We start from the raw sequence: 22,773 nt of genomic DNA, 5'->3' as shown, positions 1-22,773 counted from the left end.
AAGATTAAGAAAATGAAATCCATCATGAAACTATGTGGAAAACTCGCCCGTGTCCTAGTAGGGATTGCTCGTAATGGCTCTGCCTATAAACCGGAAATGGTCTTCCCTCTTGAACAACTAGCAGTATAAATTTAATAGATTGACATGGTTATTTAACGAAAGTTGGCTTATTCGTAGGATTTCAAAGAAAGCACGAAGTACTGGATGTAATGAACAAAAGGGCAATGACCCGTTCCGTTAGCAAAACCGGCCTCCACCCCTTGGATAGGCATGACGAAGGAATGAAAGGGCATAGGATTATGACCCGTTGAGACATGGGAGGGAAAGCATCCAGGGGCAACGTGGAAAATGCGTGCAGCATATGTAATAATATGGGATTTTTAACAGATCCCCTATTTCAATCTGCCCTCATCTTATCAAAACGGTCCGATCTCTTTCGTTCATCTAAAACAACCTATACCATGTGGTTTGAAATCCTGCGAATAAGCGAGTATTCGTGAGCATTATCTATTAAACTGAGGGAGTTCATTAAGATAGTTTTCTTCATACTAACTGGCACGATATTTGGAGTAGCATCAGAAATTTTATGAATGTGATGTTAATGGAAATAAAAAATGTTTTGTTCCATCTTTTAATAACGGACGAACGAACAATGTATCATCACTCTCTGTTATTAACTCTTTGTGGATGTTTTTAATATCATAATCTGGTGTGAAATAGAACTTAATTATCTTCGTGTCAGCAGAAACAATATGATTTAAAATTGTATCTATTTCAACTCTTTTTTTGCTGATTATATCAAACATATGAAGATGAGCATCCTCTTGTTTATATATAACAATCACATCATCCTCTTCGATATAATAAATCGCGTCATTAAATGCTAATATAAAGTAAAACATTAATAGATGTTCATTATTTTCCACTCCTAATATTGAAGATACAGGTATTCTTTCAGCAGCAAACCTTTTCATAATTTGGAAATCATTTTTATTATCTGTATCTAACCGACGTAGAGTATTTGTTTTTGCTGGTTGTATTTTCAAATCTGATATGTTCAAAGAAAAAATACTTTCTTGTACCTTTTTAAATCCAAATTTAGGATAAAAATCTAGCACTGTTTCATTTGCAAATAAGTAGATAAAGTCGTATTCCTTTTCATATTTATCAATGATGTGATTCATCAGTTTCCCAGATAAACCTTGATTACGGTAATCGGGATGCGTCATAACCGTGCCAACTTGTATGGCTTTATATTCTTTACCATTAGATACAACCGTCATTTTGTTTATGGAGGCATTTGCAATCACTTTATCTCCATCAACGTATGAATAACAAATATAGTTGTCGTTCCAACACCCTTTGTCATACCATTTTTTAAAATCAATCTTAAAGATCATTTTAGCCAATTCATTAAAGCTTTCCTTATATGTTTCAATGTACTTGTAGTCACTTACTAATTGATAATCATTCATAATAAAACCCCTTTTCATTAATAATTTTAGTGTTTTTTATAACTAAAGAGTTGTTACCATTTTGCTCATCCAAAATAAGACGAAAAAAAGACTATAAGAAGAATAACCTTCTCATAGTCAAATTTAAGTCCATTATGAATAAACCTACTCCCGTTAAGGGATAGGAAATCACTTAAAATTGATTTGATAGGATATAATGTCTTTTTAATCGCTATGTGTAAAAAGTAAACTAAATAAAACTAAGGACAAATCCTTAATTTTCCTTTTACACTATAAAATTCATTTTTGAATTTAAATTAGCGATTAATAAGTTTCATCATATAAAATCAAAACCTCTTTTCAAAATAATTTCGTAATAACTATATATCATTTAGGAAATGTTGTAAATCTGTATAAGTTAGTATCCTTCTTATGCAACTAACCTGCCCCTTTAGTTGCATAAGAAATGGAGCTGTTTCCAGCCCCATATAAAAGTAAAGTACCCGTTAGCTAAACAAGAAGTTATAGTTATTGCACTTTTTCCAAAAAATATCGAACATCTTTTGGTGATTTTAAGATAATAACTTCTTTATCTTTAGACAACTGATCAAGTCTCTCTAAAATTTTAGGTCTTTTCGTCTTGGGATACTCCCATATCCATTTAAAAAACTCAAAGGAAAACCTTTCTTCGCAACCTTCTCCCATATCTGGTCTTGTTTTATTACGATATTGAAGAATTCTTTTAAATGCACGAAATACACAAATTGTTCTCGGAATATCAAGAAAGATTATTGTATCGGCTGCATTAAGTCTTATCTCCATTGTCCCACCATAGTTTCCATCAATAATCCATTCTTCTTCTTTAACTAATTCCTTTTGAACTTTGCTTTGTTCATCTCTTGGAACACCTACCCAATTAGGTTTCCAGAATAATGCATCAAGATGATAAACATTTCTTTTTGACTTTTCACCTAACTGCTTTGCCAAAGTGGATTTTCCAGAACCCCCCGAACCAATAATTACAATTTTTTTCACCAGATACCTCCCCTTATAAAAGCAAACTAATTCCACAAAAAAGGGTAATAATCCTTCTTAAACAATCCTGTCCCTTTAGTTCCATACGAAAAAGCTGCCTTAAAGACAGCTCTGATCTTCAGCTAACGCACCTGTAAAAAAATGGCTCCCTATTTTGAGAAGCCAAATTATTAAGCATTTAATTTTTTTTTAATGGACTGAATTTGTTTTTTAACCGTTTCTACAGATTTAAAAAGGGTTTCTGCAATCTTCTTTCGGCTATACCCTTTTTGTTGAAGGTTATAAATTTCCTGTTCCGAGGAGGTAAGTAACCGTATTTTCTTTTCTTCCTTTATTTTGGATAGTAAGGCTTGTGAAGCATCGGAATGTATTCGGTTTCTACCTTCAACAGCTTCCTGTATAGCTGATATGATGTCAAATATACTGGACTTGTTTATATAATTGATTGCTCCAGATTCAAAGGAATTTATAATGACTTCTTCATCAACAATTGAAGTAAGGGCAATTGTTTTAATTCCCTGATTGCTTAATATTTCTATAATCTCAATTCCATCCAAATTAGCTCTAGTTAGATTAATATCTATTAATACAACATCTATTTCAGGTTCCTTTTTTAAAACTTCTAGCATTTCTTCCTTACATACAACAACGTCAACGACATCGATATTATCTGTCTCTTTTTTAATATACTTGGCTATATTTTTCTGCCAAAAAGGGTCATCTTCTACTAATACCACTTTTATATTCTTGTTGTCTTTCATTTTATCCTCCATTTCAAAACTATACGATTAGTTAAGCGTTCAGTTTTGTTGGATTTATTCGAGATTTAGGGAACTGGATAATGACAGAAGTCCCTTTATCCTTTTCACTATGAACAAATATCTCGCCATCATGAGCTCGAATTGCTTTATAGCAAAAACTTAGTCCTAATCCATGATTTTTTATTTGTTTCTTGGTTGAAAAGAACGGTTCCATAATTCGTTTCATTTCTTGTTTTGGGATTCCGATACCATTATCGCTTACTTCAATACTTATTCCATTTTTTATCTTAAACAATTGAACAAGTATCTGACCTTTTGGAACAATAATAGCTTCCATAGCATTATTTAAAATATTATTAATTGCTTCTGCTAACAGAACATTGTCACAATGTAACGTAACATCAGCTTTTAACTGAGTCTTTATTTCAATACCCTTTGAATTACAAATAGGTTGTATTTTATCGATACAATCTCTAATAAGTTCCTTTAGCTGAACACTTGTTTCTTTAAGAACAATTTCTTCCGTTTTTGACCTAATTCTATCGACCATATTATCAATACCTTCAATTGCTGAAAAAACGGATTCGATTGAGTTTTTAGCTTCATTAAAGTCTTTTTTTTCAATTGAATCTTTAGCGATATTGAAGAAAAATTTAATTTTACTAACTTCATTCTTAATCGTGTGGTTTAAAATTGCTGTTCCTCCACTCATAATCTGCATCGACTTGTCTAATATGTGTTGTTGTTCTATTTTGACCTTGATTCCGAAAGCACCATGTAGAAAAATATAGGCAACAAATAACATATAGGCTATAAAAAAAAATGTTGGGACCAAGCGAAATAATTCTGTGTGTGGGTTGATTGCTCGAAAAACGTAATTAAAGAGGAAGACACCTAACCAAGCAGGAACCAATACAATAAATACTCGAAATTTACTCTGTTTTTGATACATGTTTATTTCACTACGAAAGGTGTAGAACATTATGTAACTTGCAATTAAGAAATACGGGGCAGCCCATACTAACAATACTCGAAAATTAATTGCAATGTCTGGATAAAAATCGGTAACGAATACCATAAAAACCATTGGAATTGTCAGAATGTACGATAACTTTTTCTTAATCTCAACCTTGATTATTTTCGAATATACAATCGAGTACATAAGGATCGCATAAGGAGAAATAACTTCACCTAGAAATTGAAAATAAATATGCACTTGAAAAAGAAAAGGTAATAGAAATATTACTTCCATTTTTTGAAGCGTCGGTATAATGTCACTCACTAATGATTCTGATAGCGCACCTATGCCAGCTGACATAGCGAATGCAATCATCCAGCGATTAGCTTCATTTTCTTTAGGTTGACTAACGAATAAGATGATCGAAAATAATAAATTAAAAACGAAAATGAATAACATAGGTCACAACCTCGAAACAATGTTTAAAATGTCTTTCGGCAGTTGTGCAATATAGTCTGCATGTCCTTCGTTTAAGAGTTCAATAGAATCGTAGCCCCAAGATGTTGCTATACAACAAAGTTGATTCTTTTTAGCAGCTTTAATATCTCTTAATTCGTCGCCTATATAGATGACTTCATTGCGGTTTAATCCATTACTTTTAAGAAAAGAAGAAATGTCTTTTGCTTTAGAAAAAGGATTAAACGAATAATGAGTATAATCAAAAATATTAATTGAATTATTTGTTAAAAACTGGGTAGTCACAACACGCGAATTGGTTGTCAAAAACCCTAAACGGAACCCCTTTTGTTTTAATTCGTGAATCACCTCATTTATGCCGTCTACAGATTTTAAATTAGGAATGTATTGTTGATACCTTTGCTTTATTTGCAACCCCACCCAGGGCATTTGATAAATGGGTACATCAAGTCTTTTACACCTATCACGTATTGATAATGTGCTCAAATAATGAATATCTTTATTGTTGATTTTTTTATAACCACGTCTTTCGGCTATTTCATTAAAAATATCAATTGCCAAAGATTTTGTATTTACAATTGTTCCATTGAAATTGAAAAGTATAACCTTGGACATATCGTTCTCCTTGGAGTTTATTTGTAAATTGTAGAGTGCGTCATGCTGATGTGACCAGAGCATTTTAAACCTGTCCTTTAGTCCCCCATGTGAACAGGTGATGATATGGCAATTTCCGAAGGTTGATTTTAACGTGAGTTACACAGCGTTCGCAATAGTAGTCAGCACGTTCTTTGCCCTGTTCATACAATGGTGTCATGTCGCTGATATTATCCCATTTAGCGCAATATAAACACATTTTTCGCTCCATGATATATCACCCCTAATTTATGCAAAATTAATGAAAGTAATTTAAAATTACCTTCCGACAAATGCTGTTAAATCAACGATGTATAAAATCCTGTATATTTGATAATTTAAGGTCATTTGAAATGACCTTGGTATCACTGGATTTGTGAAAAGTAAGAACTGCCTAGAACTGCCATTATGTAAAGTAGTCTTGCATCCCGTATGCAACTTTCTGGATAAAATGTCTGCAACGATTCCACCACCGAGCGATTAATATAGAATCGTTGCATTGTATGTATGCCATATGATTATGACCAAAATACCGACATTATCCCCAAAACTTCCACCATGACTTTTTCTGTTGAGAAGCAGCGACCTCATTTTCTGCTTGTTCCTCGATTTGTTTTTGAGCAAGATCCTGCTCTTTTTCTTTTTCTTGAATCCGTCTGCTGAACTTTTCCTGCTGTTCTAACCTTCCGACCAAATCCTTGATTAATGCCGATTGCTTTTCAAAGAGCGCTTTTTGCATTTCCGCCTGTGTCAGTTGATATTCTTCAAATTCAGCTTTAGTAATATATGGACTTTCAGCGATTTCTGTTGTGTCGCTGTCTGATTTCTCAGGTTCGCCAACCGTTGATAACACTGAGGAAATCGCCACATCAAGGGTCATATCAGTTGATTTGGACACATCTATAATACGTTTGATTAATGCAATATCTTTGGGGAAGAACCCACGATGCCCGAGGTCGTTCTTATGTATGCGATATCCTGATTTTTCGAGCATCTGACAATACTTCCGTAACGTGGAGTTCTGTATCCCCAAAATTGTCGCGGTTTCTTTAGCAGACGATAAGATTTGATTTTCATTGTCATTTGACATATCAACTCACCTCTGCCATATCATACGACATATCAATCAACAATTCCTTCTTTACGTTTGTAATCAGCCCATTGTTTTAATAACTCTGCTTTTTTCGTTTCAGTATCTTCATCAGTGGCGATCAATTCTTTTTCTGCTTGTTTAGGTTCCTTGTCTTTAATCCATTCTGGAACTTCTTCAGTACGGATAATGTTCATTCGCTTATTTGTTTTCTTTTTCGGTGGAGCAGGTTTCCAATTTTTTAACCGATATTCAAGCAAACCTTTATATTGATTGTCGGTTTTAGTATCCAACCGTTCATCATTCAGCATATTTTCTTTAATTCTATTAAACTCTTCGGTGGGTATGTTTTGATATTTTTCTTTTAATTTAATATCAATAGAATCGCGATTAGCACTACTACTATTTTTCTTTTTATTTTTTAGTTTTAAGTTATTAGTTTTAGTGTGACAATCTGTCACTAGTACCGGTGACAATTTGTCACTACCCTCATGACATTCTGACACTGGTGACAATTTGTCACTAGTCAAAAAAACTTCAACAACCTCGTAGTAGTCATTCAATATATATATATTTGATTTTCCTTTTGTTCGTTTAACTTCAATGAATCCGAGTCGTTCCAAATCTTGTACAACCCTCATTGCGGTACGTTCTGATGCACAAATCGCTGTAGCAATTGACGGGATACTCGGGAATATTGAATTTGCATTCGCATATGAATATAAAAACATGTATCCCAATTTCTGATTAGCATTTTCGAAAATCGTTTTATCCTGCACTAGATCATTTTGATACGTTGTAAATGATTGCTTTACTCTACTTGAAAAATTATTTTCCATAACTTTAATACCTCCAACGGTTGAATTTTCGTTGGAAAGCCTGCTATAATAAATACAAATAGATACACTGATAGTTACAATTTCGTTCCACAATACAGGAAGAAAATGCAACATAACATTATATCGTGCTCCGACAGCACAAAGTGGGGCTTGCAGGCCTCCGACAAAGCGAGAATTTACCAGATTCTCGTTTTTTTTTATTATATCACCCTTTTTTCGACCAGTGTAGACAAGTATAAAATAGTCATTTTACGAGATTTTAAAATTGCTGTTTCGGTGAAATGGGGGCGGATAATGCTTCAATATTCCCGTCAAATGATACAGCATTGATTTTCCATCCTTCCTCCGGTATATCCCGCCATTCAATCCAATGAACCTCGTTAAGTTCCAAAGCATCCATTCTTACATAGGTTGTAATTGTCCTGTTTACATTGTCCTTCTGTACGTCCACAATTTCAAATGATGATATTCCTCCTTCCTCTTGTAATCCTTCCATAGTGGTAAATGAGTGTGTTAATTTGCCATATCCATATATTCCGAACAATTTATCTTTTTCATTTGGCAATGTGTTCACAAGAAAATCATTATTGAAATGCTGATAAGTCAGATCAGTAAAAACATTTTCATTAAGAGGCACACCGTCTTTAAAAGTAGCGAAGAAATTATACGTTTTATTCGTCACGGCTTCGGTGTCAGTGGCGTTTATTTGTTCATCGTGTGTATTTGTATAGGTTTCTTGATTAGGAGCGTTCTTGACACCGACAAATGGCAAATAAGATGCAACAGTGACAATAGCGATAAATAAAACGAGAAAACCAAGGAGTATTAGACCTTGGTTCTTATTTTCGATTTTCATATAAACACATCTCCTTTATCGTTTCATGATTAATTTGTACATGGCCATTCTTCCTGCTCCACCTGCAGCTCCCATCATCGTTTTGCCTGCACCAGTTGAAAATAAGAATTTCCGTAGCCATCCAGGGGAAAAAATGAGCACTATCATTAAACCGATTGCCAAGTAATAATCTTCGATGTTTTTCCCTCCACCGACCAAATTCACGATGATATATAAAATCAATAACTGTAATGGTTGCATCAGCACGACTGCACACGCCTCACGCCACCAAGCAGGAAAGATGTTCATTTCTTCATTGACCATTGTGGTAGCCGCGAAAGGTGCTAATACCCATAAAACCATCATGTGACCGAAGCGAACGAGGTATTGCATCATCATCCACAAAATAGTGATTGTTAGAAAGAACACGGTAATTACTAGAGCAGATGAAACGTTATTCGATACGTCCATCAATTTTTTTAAAGTATCGACATTGATATTTTTATCTAAGAATATGGCGCTTATTGCGTTCGATATCTTTAGCAGGACACTGATTAATATCCAAGGTGCGGTATAGGCAAAAACAATGCCTAAGATGCCTTTAGAAAGGATTTCAGAGTTGCCACGATTGGAGTAACCGCCCATTTTCTTGGTCAATTCCTTCAGAAAAGCGAAAATCATAAATAGAGTGGAGATCCCAACGGATGAATACATCATGAAATTTTGAACTTCACCGATAACGCCATCTTCTTGGTCTTTGAAACTTGTAGGACTTAGCATAAACACGTCCAACCACTTCCAAGCACCTTGCAAGAATCCTTCCATCAAACCGATTAAATAATCATTTATCCACTCTGCTAACATTATCCATCATCTCCTAATCATTTAAAAGCATATTTGATTAAATATCAAAATCGTCTATCATGGTCTGTGCTTTAGACCGTACAGCAACCGGTTCATGTTGTTCTTCATCCGGTGGCATCTGTGCCATCAGTGAATCCATCATTTCATCCAGTGGGTCGACCTTCGGTTTCGATTTAGGTTTTTCTTTTGCTTCCTTGAATTTTGGCGGTTCGTATATATCGTATGGAATTGATGTTGCTGATTGATAGTCATGTAATTTCACTTTGCTTTCCATGAGATCGGCCAGAGGTTTAAGTTTCGTGTAAAATGCCTTATCCAACATCATGGGTTGTTTAGTCCTCATGAACACGATTGATTTGTTATCTGGCAGTCGATTGATTTCATCAGCCGTCATCAAAGGTCGCTGAACGTAATTTTTGGATTCGCCAGAAGATTCACCTCGTTCATTCTTCGATTCCGATTCACCTTGTATGCGAATGGTGGTAATGCCTAGTTTCTCACTGAAATGTTTTTGAGCATCCTTGTCATTCGTACCAAGAAAGATATGAGTATCGCAGTTATCCATTATCTCCGATGCTTTTTCATGTCCGTATCTGTTTCGTAACTGCTCCAAGGATTGTAGTACAGGTGTTACATAGATTCCCAAACTCCGTGTGGTGGACAATCTTTCCTCAAACATCGGTATTTGACCGATATTCGCAAATTCATCCAACAGCATCCTTACTGGTCTAAGTAGAGTACCGTGATTACCTTCCGCCAATTTATACAGTTGTTCGAATAATTGATTAAAGAATGTGGCGATTAAAGGTCTTGAATATTTTTTGCCAACTGGCATCTTTACATAAATGATCATTTTCTCTTTGCCAAGGTCTTGAAGATTGAAATCTGATGTATATGTGAGATTCCTTGTTTCATCGTATTTCCATAAATCAATGGCAGACGATGCTCCACCCATTATTTGAGCACGCATTTTTTCCTCTTTGTTGCCGATACATCCATTATAAGAGCGCTTAACGATGTGATTGTCTGGAATATCTTTAAACATATGATGTAATGCTTTTGGGTTGCTGACCAAGATGTTATATACACTTCCCAAATGCTGTTGTTCTTTTGGCAAAAAGTACTTTGCATACAGGGCAAGAGTGGCAATTGCACCTGCTTCTGAATTTATCCAAAATGAATCTCCATTGGCGGGAAGACCGTTCGCATTAATGACGAGTGTATTTCCAAGTTCGGCAGCGTCTACGTCCGATTTTATATAATCCAATGAATTGTACTTATCGGAGGTTTCATTTTCGGTTAAATCGAAACTTATCAAATGTACCTTATATCCTTGTTTCCGTTTTGCTTCACTTGTAGTTTCGTACAATTCGCCTTTTGCGTCAGTAACGATAATGGAATCACTATCCGTATTTAAAATGTTTGGGATGATATATGACTTGGATTTTTGAGTCCCAGAGATACCGAACACCATAACATTACGATTCTTATAACTGCTTTCACGGTGGATGATAGGTTTTCCATTGATCATGCCAATGATTGTTCCTGCTGTTCCCAAATCCAGTGAAAAATCTTGTGTATCCGTTTCGATTTCCTTTAATTTTATAAAGTCGGATGTTCCGAATGCTCCATATTCAGATGCTTTTTCAACCTTATGTCTCCGACTATTCCATAAATCCTTAACGGTCAAACCAAGGAATAGGGACAATGCTCCTAATTGAATTTCTGGTGTTTGAATTGCCGAATGTAAAGCATTCGAAGGATTCGTCATCCATTCATTTAAAAAATAATTGCTTACTGCTGTCATCTTTTCTGGGTCAGGAATGACACCGAATAATTTCGGAAGGTACACCGTGGAAGATACAGCAACATAATCCACTGTGCCAATTATCAAACCGTTTGATATCAACGATTTGGCAAGAATTTTTTTATCAATTTTCATTTCATTACCTCCGATATTCATAATCGTTTTCCCGTTCACGTTCTCCTTGTCTGCGTGATTCTTCGATTCTCCTTTTCAAACTTTCCAATAAAGGTCTGGCAGTGTTCTTTGCTTTATTTTTGTTTTTCATGTTTTCCTTGGATTGTTCCCATTCTCTTTGTGGCGGTTGCAATTCAAATCCTCGGATATCGTTTTTGACCTCTTGGAAGATTTCTCGGAACACTTCACGGTCAGGTTTATCAATCCTTAACCGAAATGGAACCCCGTCACGGTCATGATACACGGCTTTTATCATTACATGGGCATGAGGATTGTTATCGTTTAAATGTTCCGCAGAGACCCATTCTAGGCGTTTTCCTGAGGTCATTTCGTACCTACTCATTACTTCACGAATGAATGTTTTATAATCGCCAGGTTCAAATCCACTTCGCTCCCATTCGTTCCGGCTCATTGAAAATACAAGTTCATGGGCAACAGCAACGGATGAATGACTTGTTTTCTTATCATCGAGCAGTTTTTGAAAACCTTTCAAACTGGCATTATCATTGTCTTTGCTGAATATGCCGAGTCGTTCTTTTTCGCCCTGACGTTCTCGGAAGCAAATATATTTCGTTTTGTTCTTGGCATCGTTTAAATTCTTGAAATAAATATTGGAGACGAACGCTCCCATTTCTTACATGGCATCCTTTTGTTTGCGTCCCTGCTTGGATTCTTCGATTACCATTTCTTTAGCGACTGTTCTCCATTCACCCATCATTCGCATGGCAAGTGCTTCACTTCCGTATTTGCTTTGTAAAGTGGTTTCAACATCGGCCAACAATTCATCTTCCATATGAAGTCGGATACTTGCTTCCATCACTCCAATCATTTTCTTGTAGATCGTGGGCAATCCGATTAATACTGCTTTTGAATCTACATGCGAATTATGAATCATGGCTGCCATCCGGTTGGTATGTTTATTTAATGCTCTTTCGACCAATGCCTCGATACGTGGAGCCTGAATTTCATCAACGAACTTTTCATCATCTTTTGCCACAAAATGTTCGAGTATCATTTCCATTTGTCCTGAATAACTCAAACCTTTTTTCTTACATATTTTTTCGAATTTCTCAACCACACCGGAATCCAGATTGTACGTTTTGCGCTCTTTAACTCCCATTTGATACATCTCCTTTTTAATCATTTAAAAGTATAGTTGATTAAATTAAATAAAAAAATAAAAAACCTGCTTTTTTGCCCCTTGTCATAACCTATAGTATGCTTAAAATAAAGTATAAATGATTGTTTTATGAAAAGCAACCAAATAATGACATAACAATCAGACCTTGCGTAGCAAGGCTTTAAAACAGTCGTATGACTGCTTTTATCTCCGCCACCCTTATTCAAGGGGGAATTTGGCGAAGATCTTGACCTGTTGTTTTTCCTCTTTTGAACTTGATTTGCTGGGTATCAAAGGATTTTCAAGAGCGAATGAGAATACATTAGACAGGAGATAAATGATTAAGGAAACGAGGTGAACAACGTGCCAAGATTAAACCGTGGAGAAACAAGACGGGTATCGGTTAAATTATCGAGTGAAGCAAAAAACCGAATAATGACAGCATCCAAAAATCTAAGTGTTTCCCGAGCGAGCATGATAATGTACGCACTCGCTGAACAATTTGAAGAAGGAATAACACAAGAAAAACTGCTCAATATAGAAAATAAAATCATATTAGAAAAAGAGCATTTTCCGATTTCAATGCCGATTCATTTAGTGAATAAAGTGGAACAATACACGACTGATTTTAATATGAAAAAAAATGCTTTTATTGGATTTGTTGTATCGGATTATTTTGAGAACCTTCCTCCAGTTAATGAAGTACAAGGCGAAAATCATAAACTTACATTGCCATTACATAAACAAATAAAAGATAAGTTGTATCAATATGCTGAAGAAAAATATATAAATGTAGGGCTATTGGTTGCCCAGTCGATTGAAAACGGAAAATATGAAAGTGTCCCTGACCTTGAAGAAAGCGAACGAGAATTAACAACGTACAACATACCCAAACACATATATGAAGATGCTTTAGCAAGATCAGCAGAGTCAGGAGTTCCACTTCATTTTTACGTAGAATCTTGTTTGTACAATGCTTTTATGAGCGAAAATAAAATTTTTGAGTTGGAAAATGCTTGATATGACAAGGATGCCCTGATTCGGGGTATTCTTTTTTCTATAATTTATAAAAATAATGGTTGCATGGTTTAATGTTTACATGTATGCTAAATGTAATCAACTATACTTTTAAATGATGAAAGGAGCTGAACCAGTTGGATAAACCAGAAGAAATCACCAATGACACTGCTAACCTAGCAACAATCATCAATAGGAATGTGTTCACGCAAATGTCCATATATGCTATAACCAATGGCATGAAGAAGAAGGAAGTTGTAGAACTTGCCATAACAGAGTTTTTAAACCGTCGAAAATAATCATATATACTTTAAAACAACCAAAAAGGGGAGATTTTAATGAAATCACTTATCGAGCGTTTGAAAGCAAATCAAATTTTCAAGAAGAGCATACAAGGTGTAACAATGGGTGCAATATTGTTCGCTCCTAAAATCGCAATGGCAGCTGCCTCACCGGAAGCGAAATATAAAAAGGTAATTGACGGTATAGCAGACCTGTTAATTGGATTATCCATACCTGCGGCCATATTAGGTTGCATCATTTACGGGGTGATGTACAAATTCGCAGGAACCAACTCACATAAAAAAGCAGAAATTATTGATGGCATCAAAGGTACGGGAGGCATCTTGATTTTTGTTTTAACAGCAGGAATCTTGCTGAATTGGATTGCTGGCATGGTCAAGTAAGGAGGGAAACCACTCATGATTGAAAAAAAGGAGTTTTTAATACCGAAAACCATTGATGAAGGAGTCAAATTGTTTGGAGATATCAAGGCGGGCGAGTTAATCAAAACTTTGTCCGTCCCTTTGATAATATCGGCACTCACTTTTTATCTTCCATTCAATCCATTCGTCAAATTGGGAGTTGTAGCAGGTCTAATCCTCATCCCAGGGTACTTGATTGCAGATAGGCCAGTTAGAAAGAATATCCCCGTCATGTACCACTTACGGGCCTGGATTAAATACGAATTACGTCAAAAAGAATTTCGATATGAGAAGGAGCGATACGATGAAACTATTTCCGAAATTGAAGACCAAGGAGCAAAAGCAAAAACTGACAGCGCAAAGATCCATTCCATTAAAAGCCGTCCATGGAAATCTGCTAGTCACACAGGACAACAAATTAGTAAAACTTCTTAAAATATCTTCGCGGAACATGGAACTAATGTCTAATTTCGAAATGAATCATGTATTTGAGCAATATCAAGACTTCCTAACGGGTCTTGAGTTCCCCATTCAGCAAACAATCGTTTCTCAACCCGTAGACCTGACACAATACATCACCCTTCAAAGAGAAATGTTAAAAAACACAACAAACCCCATTAAACAAGGGTTATTGGAGACATACATCACCCATGCCGAGAGTTTCACCAAATCACAGCAAATGATACAACGTCAACGGTACATCATTTATGGAGTTCAGATTCAGGATGGCACGGAAGAAGCGTACATGGATGCTATCAAGGATTTGGAAGAAAAAACGCTATACATTACGTCAGGTTTGGATGAACTGGAATTATCGGCACAAACGGTGACCAACAAGGAGATTATCAAGTATTTCCATACATTTTTTGATTATCAAATGGCGCAATTGCTACCGATTGAAAACGAATATATCCCACAAATGATAACAGGAGGAGAATGATTATGATTAAAGCATTGCCAAGCAAATTGATCAAAAATAAGAAACAAATACAGGGTGAAACTTGGTTGGATAACGGTCAAGATTTCATGACCATCCGTGATAGTCTGGCACCTGCCTATATTCATGAGGATATGGAGTATATGAAATTCGGTGAAAATTACGCCAGAACATTGGTGATAGTGGATTTTCCAAACCGTAAAAAAGGTAACTGGCTGACCAAACTTTACCGATTTAAGGAGAACATATCCGTCAGTTATCACATTGAACCGACTTCTCCAGACAAGATGATAAACAGTTTGAATCGCTCCATCATGGACTTGGCTACCCGATTACAAGGTAAAAACGCTCTGACACCACAGCGATTGATTGAAACAAAGCAGGAAATCGAAAGTTCGACTGAACTTCTTACCAAAATTCAATCTGGCACAACGACAAAAGTATTCATGACTCATATGTATTTGCACTTACAGGCAGATTCCTTAGCACAATTGGATAGAATCACGGGACGATTACAAGCAATATTATCGAGATCGGGCTTGAAGGGATATGCACCCAGACATGAAATGCTAGAAGCGTTTTATTCCGTTTTACCCACGGTCAACAATACTTTACCGCAATGGACATTCCGTCCGATGGATTCGGAAGCATTATCAAGTATGTTCCCATTTGATGAATCGGAAATATTCCACCCCACTGGGGTTATCAAAGGCAAAAACAAAACCACGGAGTCTTTAGTGGTAGTTGATCAATACGGATTGCTTGATAGTCACAGCGAGTTTGTAGTCGGTCGTACTGGCAAGGGTAAAACCTTTTATATGTTAAAGGACATGATGCGTTACTGGATGCAAGGCGTACAGGTTTTTTCCATCGACCCAGAGCGCCAATTTTCCAAAGCAATCAAGAAATTAGGCGGGCAGGTGATTTACTTATCCGTAATGAGCAACACCATCATAAACCCATTAGAAATAAGGTATCATGCCGATAAAATGGATTTAACCCGTGATGACGATGAAGAAATTGACGTGCATCTCCTTTTCCAAAAAATCCAGCGATTAAAAATCTTTTTCCGATTGATTAAAAAGGATATTACCGCCCTAGAAAATGCTCTGATAGAGCGTTATTTGCTCAAAACCTACGAAGATAACACCCCATCCATGAAACTGGATACAAATTTCAGCGAATTTACTGCCACCGATTTCCCTACCTTAGAAAACTTTTATGACAAAATTGATTTAGAAGAGCATCCAGAACTGAAAGAATTTAAGGAAATCCTATGGCAATACGTTCACGGGTCAAATAAACGCCTGTTCAATGGGCATACGAACGTGGATTTAAACGGAGATATGATTTGCTTTGACTTAAAAAACTTGGACGAAGAAGCAGATTCACAGCAAGCAGCGATGTATAATGTGCTGTCCTTCTTATGGGATGAAATTACGCAACGTGAAGGTATTAAACGGTTATACGTGGATGAAGCGCATATCATGGCTGACCCAAACAACCCACGAGCAATGAAGTTCTTGTATCAAATATACAAACGTATTCGGAAATACAAGGGTGGTGCTACGGTTGCCACTCAACAGATTTCCGATTATCTTAGCGCAATTGAAGGGAATCGAAACTACGGTGAAGCGATCATTGCCAACTCGACATGTCAGATGATATTAGGGTTATCGTCCATTGATTTGGATGATATCAAGCAAAACCGAGTATTGGACCTATCGGAGCAGGAAGGGCAAATATTGTTGAAGGCCAAACGGGGAGAAGGCATCTATGTCGTTGATACGAACCGTGTTCACATTGAAGTAGACCACACCCCAGAAGAGATGAAGCTCATTGATATCGAACGTTATAACATCCTTTATGGCAACAAGGAGGCATGATTAAATGTTCGTGCCTGTATTCTTAATCCAAAATTGGCGTTACGTACTCGTAGCGCTGTTTCCTTTACTCATGATTCCACTTATCTTGATTGGTGGCATTTTCGGACAATATCAGAAAGAAAATAACCCTGACATAGACGGTGACATAACAGGCAAAGCGCTCGTTACACCAGAAGTAATGCGGTATGAACCCTTGGTACGTCAGGCATCCATAAAATACGGTGTAGAAGCGCATGTAAATCTTTTATTAGCGAAAATCATGCAGGAATCTGGTGGGTTGTTGCCTGATGTGATGCAATCAAGTGAAAGTTTGGGGTTGCCAAGGAATACGATTAACAACCCTGCTGTAAGTATTGATGTAGGAGTCCAATACTTCGCTGGCATCATCAAACAAACCAAAGGAGACGTGAAACTTGCTCTTCAATCGTATAATTTCGGGACGGGATTTATCCCATATGCTCTAAAACGAGGCGGATATTCCAAACGGGTTGCCATTGAATTTTCTGAAATGATGGCAAATAAGCAAGGTTGGGATAGGTACGGAGATGTTAATTATGTCGATAATGTGCTCCGGTATTTGGAAGTAGAAACAGCACCAGTGAGCGCTTTTGGATTCATCAAACCGATAATTGGCAAGATCACATCTAATTTCGGTTATCGCATTCATCCAATTACTAATGAACCAAAACTTCACGCAGGAACAGATTTCAGTTGTGGCCAGAAGCCGGTTCCAATTAAGGCAGCCAAAGAAGGTAAAGTCATTACTGCAGGTTGGCAAGACCCGAATAATCATAAAGCAGGATATGGGCAACGGGTAATCATTAAGCATTCAAACGGATTGGAAACCTCATATGCTCATTTATCTAAAATATCGGTACAATCTGGACAAAAAGTATCGCAAGGACAACAGATTGGCAATTGTGGAACGACAGGTTCCTCCACTGGCATGCACTTACATTTTGAATTGAGCGTAAATGGCAAGAAAGAGGATGCTCTAGCATATTTAAACTGAGGGAGAACAACCAAACATGGCAGGTGTCAACGGTAAATGTCTGACTGACCAACGGGAAGGAATTTAAGGAGTTGATGCCTAATCTATTCCAAAAAGCTTACCCAAATTCATTTGGTTTGACGGTCTTCCAAACCGAATGGAATGGCACGTGCCGAGCGAGCCCCCAAGGATTGGGGGTTGGGGGTTCGATGTTGTTATATTTTGGTCTTGAATATTAATTTTCAATCATTTTAAATGAAAACGACCCATTTAAACGTACCGCCACGGTGTTCTAATGTTATTGGGAAGGGCTTATGTATTTAATGTGTTAAAACACAGTACAACGCAATTATGGGCGTTTAAGGAGGGGATATCATGTTTGGCAAGTATTTGTGGAAACTTCGATTATTATTGTTTATTCCTATTGTGCTGTATGCAATATATACATTTTCAGCGATTGAAAAATATGAGGATTTTCCAAGTTATTATTTTTTGATATTGGCAGTCTATACGATTATTTGCTCTATCATCCTGCATAAAATAGAAAAGAAGGAAAAGAAATGAGCGAGATCATGCTCAAAAGAAAAGAACCCTCATTTCTGGGGGCTATAAATTATCTTTAATATTTGATTAGGAGGTCGAGGGTTAACACCGATATTCGGTGCTTTTTCTTACGACTAAGAGATCAGTAAATTATTTTACTTTAATGACTCCACATATGAATGAACCATTTCTGGGGTAACTAATTTACGAGTAGGTATTAGCCTTTGGTTTGCAAGAACATTGATTTGCATAGTGATTTGATTAATATGGTCTGTTGTAAAATCCTTTTCAGCCTTACATAATTCTATAGCTTCTTGAATATAATCTTCACGTTGTTGGTCTAATAGGGAAAATTCAGTAAAAAGTTGATTTTGTTTTTGAGCATGTAACGTAAGGGCTTTATGTACACTCATTGTCCTTCACTCCTATAATTTTTTCTAATAGCTACTTCTATATTAACATCATCATTTTTTTAGCAATAGCAAAAACTATAAAAGATATATCCAAAAGGTAGTTGATTCACGCATCGGATGTGATTATGAAAGAGGTCTGGAATACCAGGCTTTTTTTGTTTGTTATCATCTCCTGGGATTGACTAACCTAAAAATGGTCTATTGAGGTTATCATGTTTGGCAAGTATTTGTGGAAACTAAAAAAAAAGAACCCTCATTTCCGGGGGCTATAAATTATCTTTGGGATAAAAAATGTCTAATCATGGAATAAGCACCATTTATACCCCTACTTATTTGGTATAATAGGTGGATAAATAAGGATGAAAAGGGGAAAGGAAATGAGTGTAAAGTCTCACCTTGATGGACTAGCTTCAAAACTTAACTTAAAGCAAGAGGAAAAGGATAAAGTTGACAGATCAATAGATACATTAGCCAGCCGGTTAGTTACATATTTTAATAAAAATGAATTAAATAATCATTTTAAATTTGGCTCTTATACTAGAGGGACTATCCTGCCCAGAAAGGCGGATATGTACTCTGATGTTGATTATATGGTCATTTTTAAAAATCCAAACAATTACAAGCCCCAGACACTTTTAAATCATTTAAAAGATTTTGTGAATTATTACTATAAAAGCTCAGAAATCTACCAGTCTCATCCAACCATAGTGCTTGAGTTAAATCATATCAAGTTCGAATTGGTACCTGCAAAAATAGACTTATGGGGTGACATATATATACCATCAAAATCTTCCCCATTCGAAGAATGGATGAAGACTGATCCAAACGCATTTAATAAAAAGTTAAGCGATAAAAACGTAAGTAACTACTATGAAATTAAACCGTTGGTTCGTTTGATGAAGTATTGGAATCGATTGAACGGAAACTATCGCTCTTCTTATCTATTAGAGAACTCGATTGTAGAAGACTATTATTGGAATTGCTTAAATATCAAAGATTATGTATATAGTACAATTGAAAAAATGGACTATACTTTGTTTGATCCACAAGGTTATAAAGACAAAGTAGACAGAGCTAAAAAGATTGTAGCAAAAACAAAGGAATATGAATCGGAAAATATGCCTTATACAGCAGAAGAGGAAATCAAAAAGTTATTTCCTGATTTTTAAAAAAAGAAAGTGAGAGTGTTTATGGATCGTATTGATACAGTTGATAATTATTTCCAACTAGTAACAAAGGTTAATAAATGGAGTGGCTATTTGTTCTGGTTCTCAGTTTTATGTTCATGTTTGGTCTTCTTTACTGAAAAAAATCCCTTATTGAATACGGGCATCAATATTGTATTTATCATTATTAACGTTGCTTATTTTATTATTAGCAACTGGGTAAGTCTTTCTTTATTACGAGAGGCACAAAGTAAACGAAGAGTACATTTATTGTCTGATGCGCTTGGTGTCAAACTAGATGATGAACAAACACAGCTTTTCTATAATAATACACAAAAAGAATCGCTTATTCGTTTAGGGATGAATGTGTTTGAAAATACATTGTTTACTTGGAAAGTAACGGAGGAAATGGTGAAGACAGAAAGAGTAAAAGTGGTTTTTTATATTTTTCTCTTTTTTACCTTGATGTTAATTAATGGAATAAACATCAATTTCATTTCTATAATTGCTCAAACAGTTTTCACAACTGGGTTGATTGTAAATGGAATAAAATTAGAAATTTTACGTTCATCTTGTAAACAACTGTTTAATGAATTTAGACAAGTATTCCTCAACAACGGAACGAAAAACAGCAAAAAAGTATCAGCCATACTTTTACAACTTGTCTTTCGATATGAGACTACTGTTGCAAGTATGGGGATTCTTACATCAACAAAAGTGTTTGACAAGATAAATCCAAAAGTGTCATCAGAATGGGAAAAGGTTAAAGAAAACCTTAGTTTATAGAGTAGGAAGATGAATATATTTAACGGGGTACAGCCAGCAAAACGGAAATTTTGCACGTTAAGCACTCATTCCCAATAAGGTACAAGCATTTTGTGCTAAAGGGGGAGTTATCTTAAAGTTATGATGAAATATGGCTGTATAGCTTTAAAATCATACTAATAGGATGGAAATAAAACCATGATTCCAGAAGAAAATTCATTGATTCTTTTTAAATTTGGCACTACAAAATGGATGAAAGCGTTGAAGGACGGGGAAGTCAGTTTTTCTTGTCCTGGAAAATACATCAATATTGCCAAGGACAACGGAAATAGTGAGCAAGGTGATTTATATGAGGGTGTTTTTGCGCGGTTAAAGGAGACGGATCCGAGGATAGAGCAGTGTCGAGGGAAACTTGGGGAGGATTTGGAAATTTTACCTGATGGGGACTTTGTATTGTTAAGAAGAAAGTCTACCTACTTCATTCCTACGTTCTGTTTTTATTCTTTTCGCGGCCTTGATTTATTGCAAAACGTAACTCGGCCTGGGCTGCAGCAGGTCCGCCATGACTTTGATGAAAGAATGTACAGTGGCTTTTCTTCAAATGCAGTTCTTAATGTGCATCCTGACGATGCACCGGCAACATTGATCATTCAAGCACGACCTTTTTATGATCAGATTATGCAAGGTATCCGTCGTGAGGGTTTTGGAATTGAGATATCTCACATTAACTACACCTTATTCGAGAACGAAGAGTTTTATATAGAGCCTACCGATCAAAGAAAAGAACTGTTTTATAAGTTTCCCCAGTATAGTTACCAGAGAGAAGCACGGATTTTGTTACACGGTTTGAAGATAAACAATCTCAATGAACGGTATACCTTAAATATCGGGCCGTTATCTGATGAGGATGCGTCGTTGGTAGCCGGGATCAAAATGTATTTTGAGGTTACTGCAGATATAGAAGAATTGGATTCGGTTGAATCTTAAGAACTATGGTAATCAATTCTTAAAAGTTGAACTAACGGGTGCTTGAGTTGAATAAGAATAACTAAAAAAGTCGATTCCTTAAGATGGAAATCGGCTTTTTTAATAGGTGACATTTCCTTAGCGTTGTAAATCCGCATTTTCCTGACGCTACCCCATTAAGAGGATAGTCTAAAAGATTCATTTTGCTTAGAAGTTTGTATTTCTACCCAAATACTTTCATTAGATTTAGAAGGATAGTAAAAACCTTTTTGATATTCTAAACCCTCTATAAAATCCTCTAGGATTTCAAATGTTTTCAAACTCTCTATAACTTGTTCTTCTTTCCAATCCTCAATAATATCCTCAAAATTCTCATAAAAAAATGAATGATTACTATTGTCATCCCCTATCTGTACACACCAATAATCAGAAACACTCTCACCTTTCACGTTAAAATTTATAACTCTCTGAAACTGTACAGACATTTGATTACTCATTTAAGAAACCCTCCTTTACTCGTTAATAAATAACTAATCGGAAATTATTTTATGTAGCAACAACCTTCAGTCGAAAATGAATATTCAATAATTGTCTCAATAATACAAGGTTTACCAAAAGTTAGGGAGGGTTAAAAAAATAACCCTCCCCTAATAAAAACCGATATGTTACAATTTACGTTTGGATTTTAGATTAACGCTATACTTACCTTTCTGTTACCATGTAGAGTAAAAGTAAATTTGGGGTAGCGTCAGGAAAATGCGGATTTACAACGCTAAGGAAATGTCACCTATTAAAAAAGCCGATTTCCATCTCAAGGAATCAACTTTTTTAGTTATTCTTATTCAACTAAAGCACCCGTTAGCATTCCTGTAGATTGTTAAATATCAGGTTTGAAAAAAATAGAGCCCCTCAGTAAGATACGAGTATAGAGTCCAATCTAACTCAAAGTCTTAAGGAGGAAGCCCTACTATGAATTTTAAAATGCAAAACAAACAAAATCAACTAATTGAGAGAATTACGGAACAACATCTAGTTGTTGGTGTGGATATTGCCCAACACGTACACGTGGCCCGTGCTGTAAACTATCGGGGCATTGTGGTCGGGAAACCTTTGTCTTTTGAAAATAACGAAGAGGGCTTTACTAGCTTACTAAACTGGATCAAGGAACTAAAACACATGAAAAACCTAGACACCACGATAGTCGGAATGGAACCTACCGGTCATTATTGGATAAACCTCTCAAAGTGGCTAGTCAAACAAAACATGGATGTCGTCACGGTCAATCCTCATCATGTCAAAAGAAACAAAGAAAATCGTGATAATACGCAATCCAAAAGT

Annotated in this window: 26 protein-coding genes; 12 read left to right on the top strand and 14 right to left on the bottom strand. The window is 36.0% G+C overall.

The genetic code is table 11. From position 1 onward, the window contains the following. Window positions 1-584 precede the first annotated feature (584 nt). From J7E52_RS17385 to J7E52_RS17330, 12 genes are all read right to left on the bottom strand, one after another. Window positions 585-1,475: a GNAT family N-acetyltransferase gene (locus J7E52_RS17385; protein WP_214749148.1), complete on the bottom strand. Its 891-nt coding sequence runs from the start codon at window positions 1,473-1,475 to the stop codon at window positions 585-587. Between the two features lie 507 nt (window positions 1,476-1,982). After that, on the bottom strand, window positions 1,983-2,489 hold the full coding sequence (locus J7E52_RS17380; protein ID WP_144553253.1) for a DNA topology modulation protein: 507 nt from the start codon (window positions 2,487-2,489) through the stop codon (window positions 1,983-1,985). 170 nt (window positions 2,490-2,659) lie between these two features. Continuing rightward, window positions 2,660-3,250, bottom strand: coding sequence for a response regulator (locus J7E52_RS17375; RefSeq protein WP_214749145.1), 591 nt, complete (start codon window positions 3,248-3,250; stop codon window positions 2,660-2,662). Window positions 3,251-3,281: 31 nt separating this feature from the next. Continuing rightward, a complete protein-coding gene (locus tag J7E52_RS17370; RefSeq protein WP_214749142.1) occupies window positions 3,282-4,667 on the bottom strand; it encodes a sensor histidine kinase in 1,386 nt (461 codons plus the stop codon). Between the two features lie 3 nt (window positions 4,668-4,670). Further along, the gene (locus J7E52_RS17365; protein WP_214749139.1) at window positions 4,671-5,300 is read right to left on the bottom strand and encodes an HAD-IA family hydrolase; all 630 of its coding nucleotides are present in this window, start codon (window positions 5,298-5,300) and stop codon (window positions 4,671-4,673) included. A 556-nt stretch (window positions 5,301-5,856) separates the two neighbouring features. Next, window positions 5,857-6,408, bottom strand: coding sequence for a MerR family transcriptional regulator (locus tag J7E52_RS17360; protein ID WP_214749136.1), 552 nt, complete (start codon window positions 6,406-6,408; stop codon window positions 5,857-5,859). 32 nt (window positions 6,409-6,440) lie between these two features. Then, window positions 6,441-7,247 (bottom strand): helix-turn-helix domain-containing protein, encoded by an 807-nt coding sequence (locus J7E52_RS17355; protein WP_214749133.1) that lies wholly within the window; start codon window positions 7,245-7,247, stop codon window positions 6,441-6,443. Between the two features lie 259 nt (window positions 7,248-7,506). Next, a complete protein-coding gene (locus J7E52_RS17350; protein WP_214749130.1) occupies window positions 7,507-8,103 on the bottom strand; it encodes a hypothetical protein in 597 nt (198 codons plus the stop codon). A gap of 15 nt (window positions 8,104-8,118) precedes the next feature. Next, complete coding sequence (locus J7E52_RS17345) at window positions 8,119-8,946, bottom strand: conjugal transfer protein TrbL family protein (RefSeq protein ID WP_214749127.1); 828 nt, start codon at window positions 8,944-8,946, stop codon at window positions 8,119-8,121. 37 nt (window positions 8,947-8,983) lie between these two features. Continuing rightward, window positions 8,984-10,888, bottom strand: a complete 1,905-nt coding sequence (locus J7E52_RS17340) for a VirD4-like conjugal transfer protein, CD1115 family (RefSeq protein ID WP_214749123.1) — start codon at window positions 10,886-10,888, stop codon at window positions 8,984-8,986. Window positions 10,889-10,892: 4 nt separating this feature from the next. Continuing rightward, complete coding sequence (locus J7E52_RS17335; protein ID WP_214749120.1) at window positions 10,893-11,558, bottom strand: hypothetical protein; 666 nt, start codon at window positions 11,556-11,558, stop codon at window positions 10,893-10,895. 3 nt (window positions 11,559-11,561) lie between these two features. Further along, window positions 11,562-12,047 carry a hypothetical protein gene (locus J7E52_RS17330; RefSeq protein ID WP_214749117.1) on the bottom strand — a complete coding sequence of 162 codons (486 nt, stop codon included), beginning with the start codon at window positions 12,045-12,047 and terminating at the stop codon, window positions 11,562-11,564. Window positions 12,048-12,410: 363 nt separating this feature from the next. Between J7E52_RS17330 and J7E52_RS17325 the strand changes: the two genes are divergently transcribed. From J7E52_RS17325 to J7E52_RS17290, 8 genes are all read left to right on the top strand, one after another. Beyond that, window positions 12,411-13,067 (top strand): hypothetical protein, encoded by a 657-nt coding sequence (locus J7E52_RS17325; protein ID WP_214749113.1) that lies wholly within the window; start codon window positions 12,411-12,413, stop codon window positions 13,065-13,067. 134 nt (window positions 13,068-13,201) lie between these two features. Beyond that, window positions 13,202-13,363, top strand: coding sequence for a hypothetical protein (locus tag J7E52_RS17320; RefSeq protein WP_214749110.1), 162 nt, complete (start codon window positions 13,202-13,204; stop codon window positions 13,361-13,363). Window positions 13,364-13,402: 39 nt separating this feature from the next. After that, window positions 13,403-13,750 (top strand): TrbC/VirB2 family protein, encoded by a 348-nt coding sequence (locus J7E52_RS17315; RefSeq protein ID WP_214749107.1) that lies wholly within the window; start codon window positions 13,403-13,405, stop codon window positions 13,748-13,750. A gap of 15 nt (window positions 13,751-13,765) precedes the next feature. Next, window positions 13,766-14,203: a hypothetical protein gene (locus J7E52_RS17310; protein ID WP_214749105.1), complete on the top strand. Its 438-nt coding sequence runs from the start codon at window positions 13,766-13,768 to the stop codon at window positions 14,201-14,203. 16 nt (window positions 14,204-14,219) lie between these two features. Next, window positions 14,220-14,708, top strand: a complete 489-nt coding sequence (locus J7E52_RS17305) for a TraC-like domain-containing protein (protein WP_483861540.1) — start codon at window positions 14,220-14,222, stop codon at window positions 14,706-14,708. A 2-nt stretch (window positions 14,709-14,710) separates the two neighbouring features. Next, window positions 14,711-16,591: a VirB4 family type IV secretion system protein gene (locus J7E52_RS17300; RefSeq protein ID WP_214749099.1), complete on the top strand. Its 1,881-nt coding sequence runs from the start codon at window positions 14,711-14,713 to the stop codon at window positions 16,589-16,591. Between the two features lie 4 nt (window positions 16,592-16,595). Then, a complete protein-coding gene (locus J7E52_RS17295) occupies window positions 16,596-17,603 on the top strand; it encodes a lysozyme family protein (RefSeq protein ID WP_214749097.1) in 1,008 nt (335 codons plus the stop codon). A 354-nt stretch (window positions 17,604-17,957) separates the two neighbouring features. Next, window positions 17,958-18,146: a hypothetical protein gene (locus J7E52_RS17290; protein ID WP_214749096.1), complete on the top strand. Its 189-nt coding sequence runs from the start codon at window positions 17,958-17,960 to the stop codon at window positions 18,144-18,146. A 134-nt stretch (window positions 18,147-18,280) separates the two neighbouring features. On the opposite strand, the gene J7E52_RS17285 is transcribed toward J7E52_RS17290, so the two are convergent. Continuing rightward, complete coding sequence (locus J7E52_RS17285) at window positions 18,281-18,538, bottom strand: DUF2533 family protein (protein WP_095396634.1); 258 nt, start codon at window positions 18,536-18,538, stop codon at window positions 18,281-18,283. A gap of 359 nt (window positions 18,539-18,897) precedes the next feature. Between J7E52_RS17285 and J7E52_RS17280 the strand changes: the two genes are divergently transcribed. From J7E52_RS17280 to J7E52_RS17270, 3 genes are all read left to right on the top strand, one after another. Beyond that, window positions 18,898-19,707: an SMODS domain-containing nucleotidyltransferase gene (locus tag J7E52_RS17280; protein ID WP_286197843.1), complete on the top strand. Its 810-nt coding sequence runs from the start codon at window positions 18,898-18,900 to the stop codon at window positions 19,705-19,707. A gap of 21 nt (window positions 19,708-19,728) precedes the next feature. Further along, on the top strand, window positions 19,729-20,490 hold the full coding sequence (locus J7E52_RS17275) for a hypothetical protein (RefSeq protein WP_214749093.1): 762 nt from the start codon (window positions 19,729-19,731) through the stop codon (window positions 20,488-20,490). A 177-nt stretch (window positions 20,491-20,667) separates the two neighbouring features. After that, entirely contained in the window at window positions 20,668-21,456 is a 789-nt protein-coding gene (locus J7E52_RS17270; protein ID WP_214749091.1) for a hypothetical protein, read from the top strand. A gap of 155 nt (window positions 21,457-21,611) precedes the next feature. Here J7E52_RS17270 and J7E52_RS17265 read toward each other — a convergent pair whose 3' ends face one another. Then, the gene (locus J7E52_RS17265; protein WP_214749088.1) at window positions 21,612-21,932 is read right to left on the bottom strand and encodes a hypothetical protein; all 321 of its coding nucleotides are present in this window, start codon (window positions 21,930-21,932) and stop codon (window positions 21,612-21,614) included. A 472-nt stretch (window positions 21,933-22,404) separates the two neighbouring features. Here J7E52_RS17265 and J7E52_RS17260 point away from each other — a divergent pair. After that, window positions 22,405-22,773, top strand: a 369-nt coding sequence (locus J7E52_RS17260; RefSeq protein WP_214749085.1) for an IS110 family transposase, incomplete at its 3' end; no start/stop codon positions are given.

Origin of the sequence: Bacillus sp. ISL-34, assembly GCF_018613325.1 — a bacterium.
GTDB lineage: Bacteria > Bacillota > Bacilli > Bacillales > DSM-1321 > Peribacillus.
This window is presented reverse-complemented; position numbering and strand designations above follow the sequence as displayed.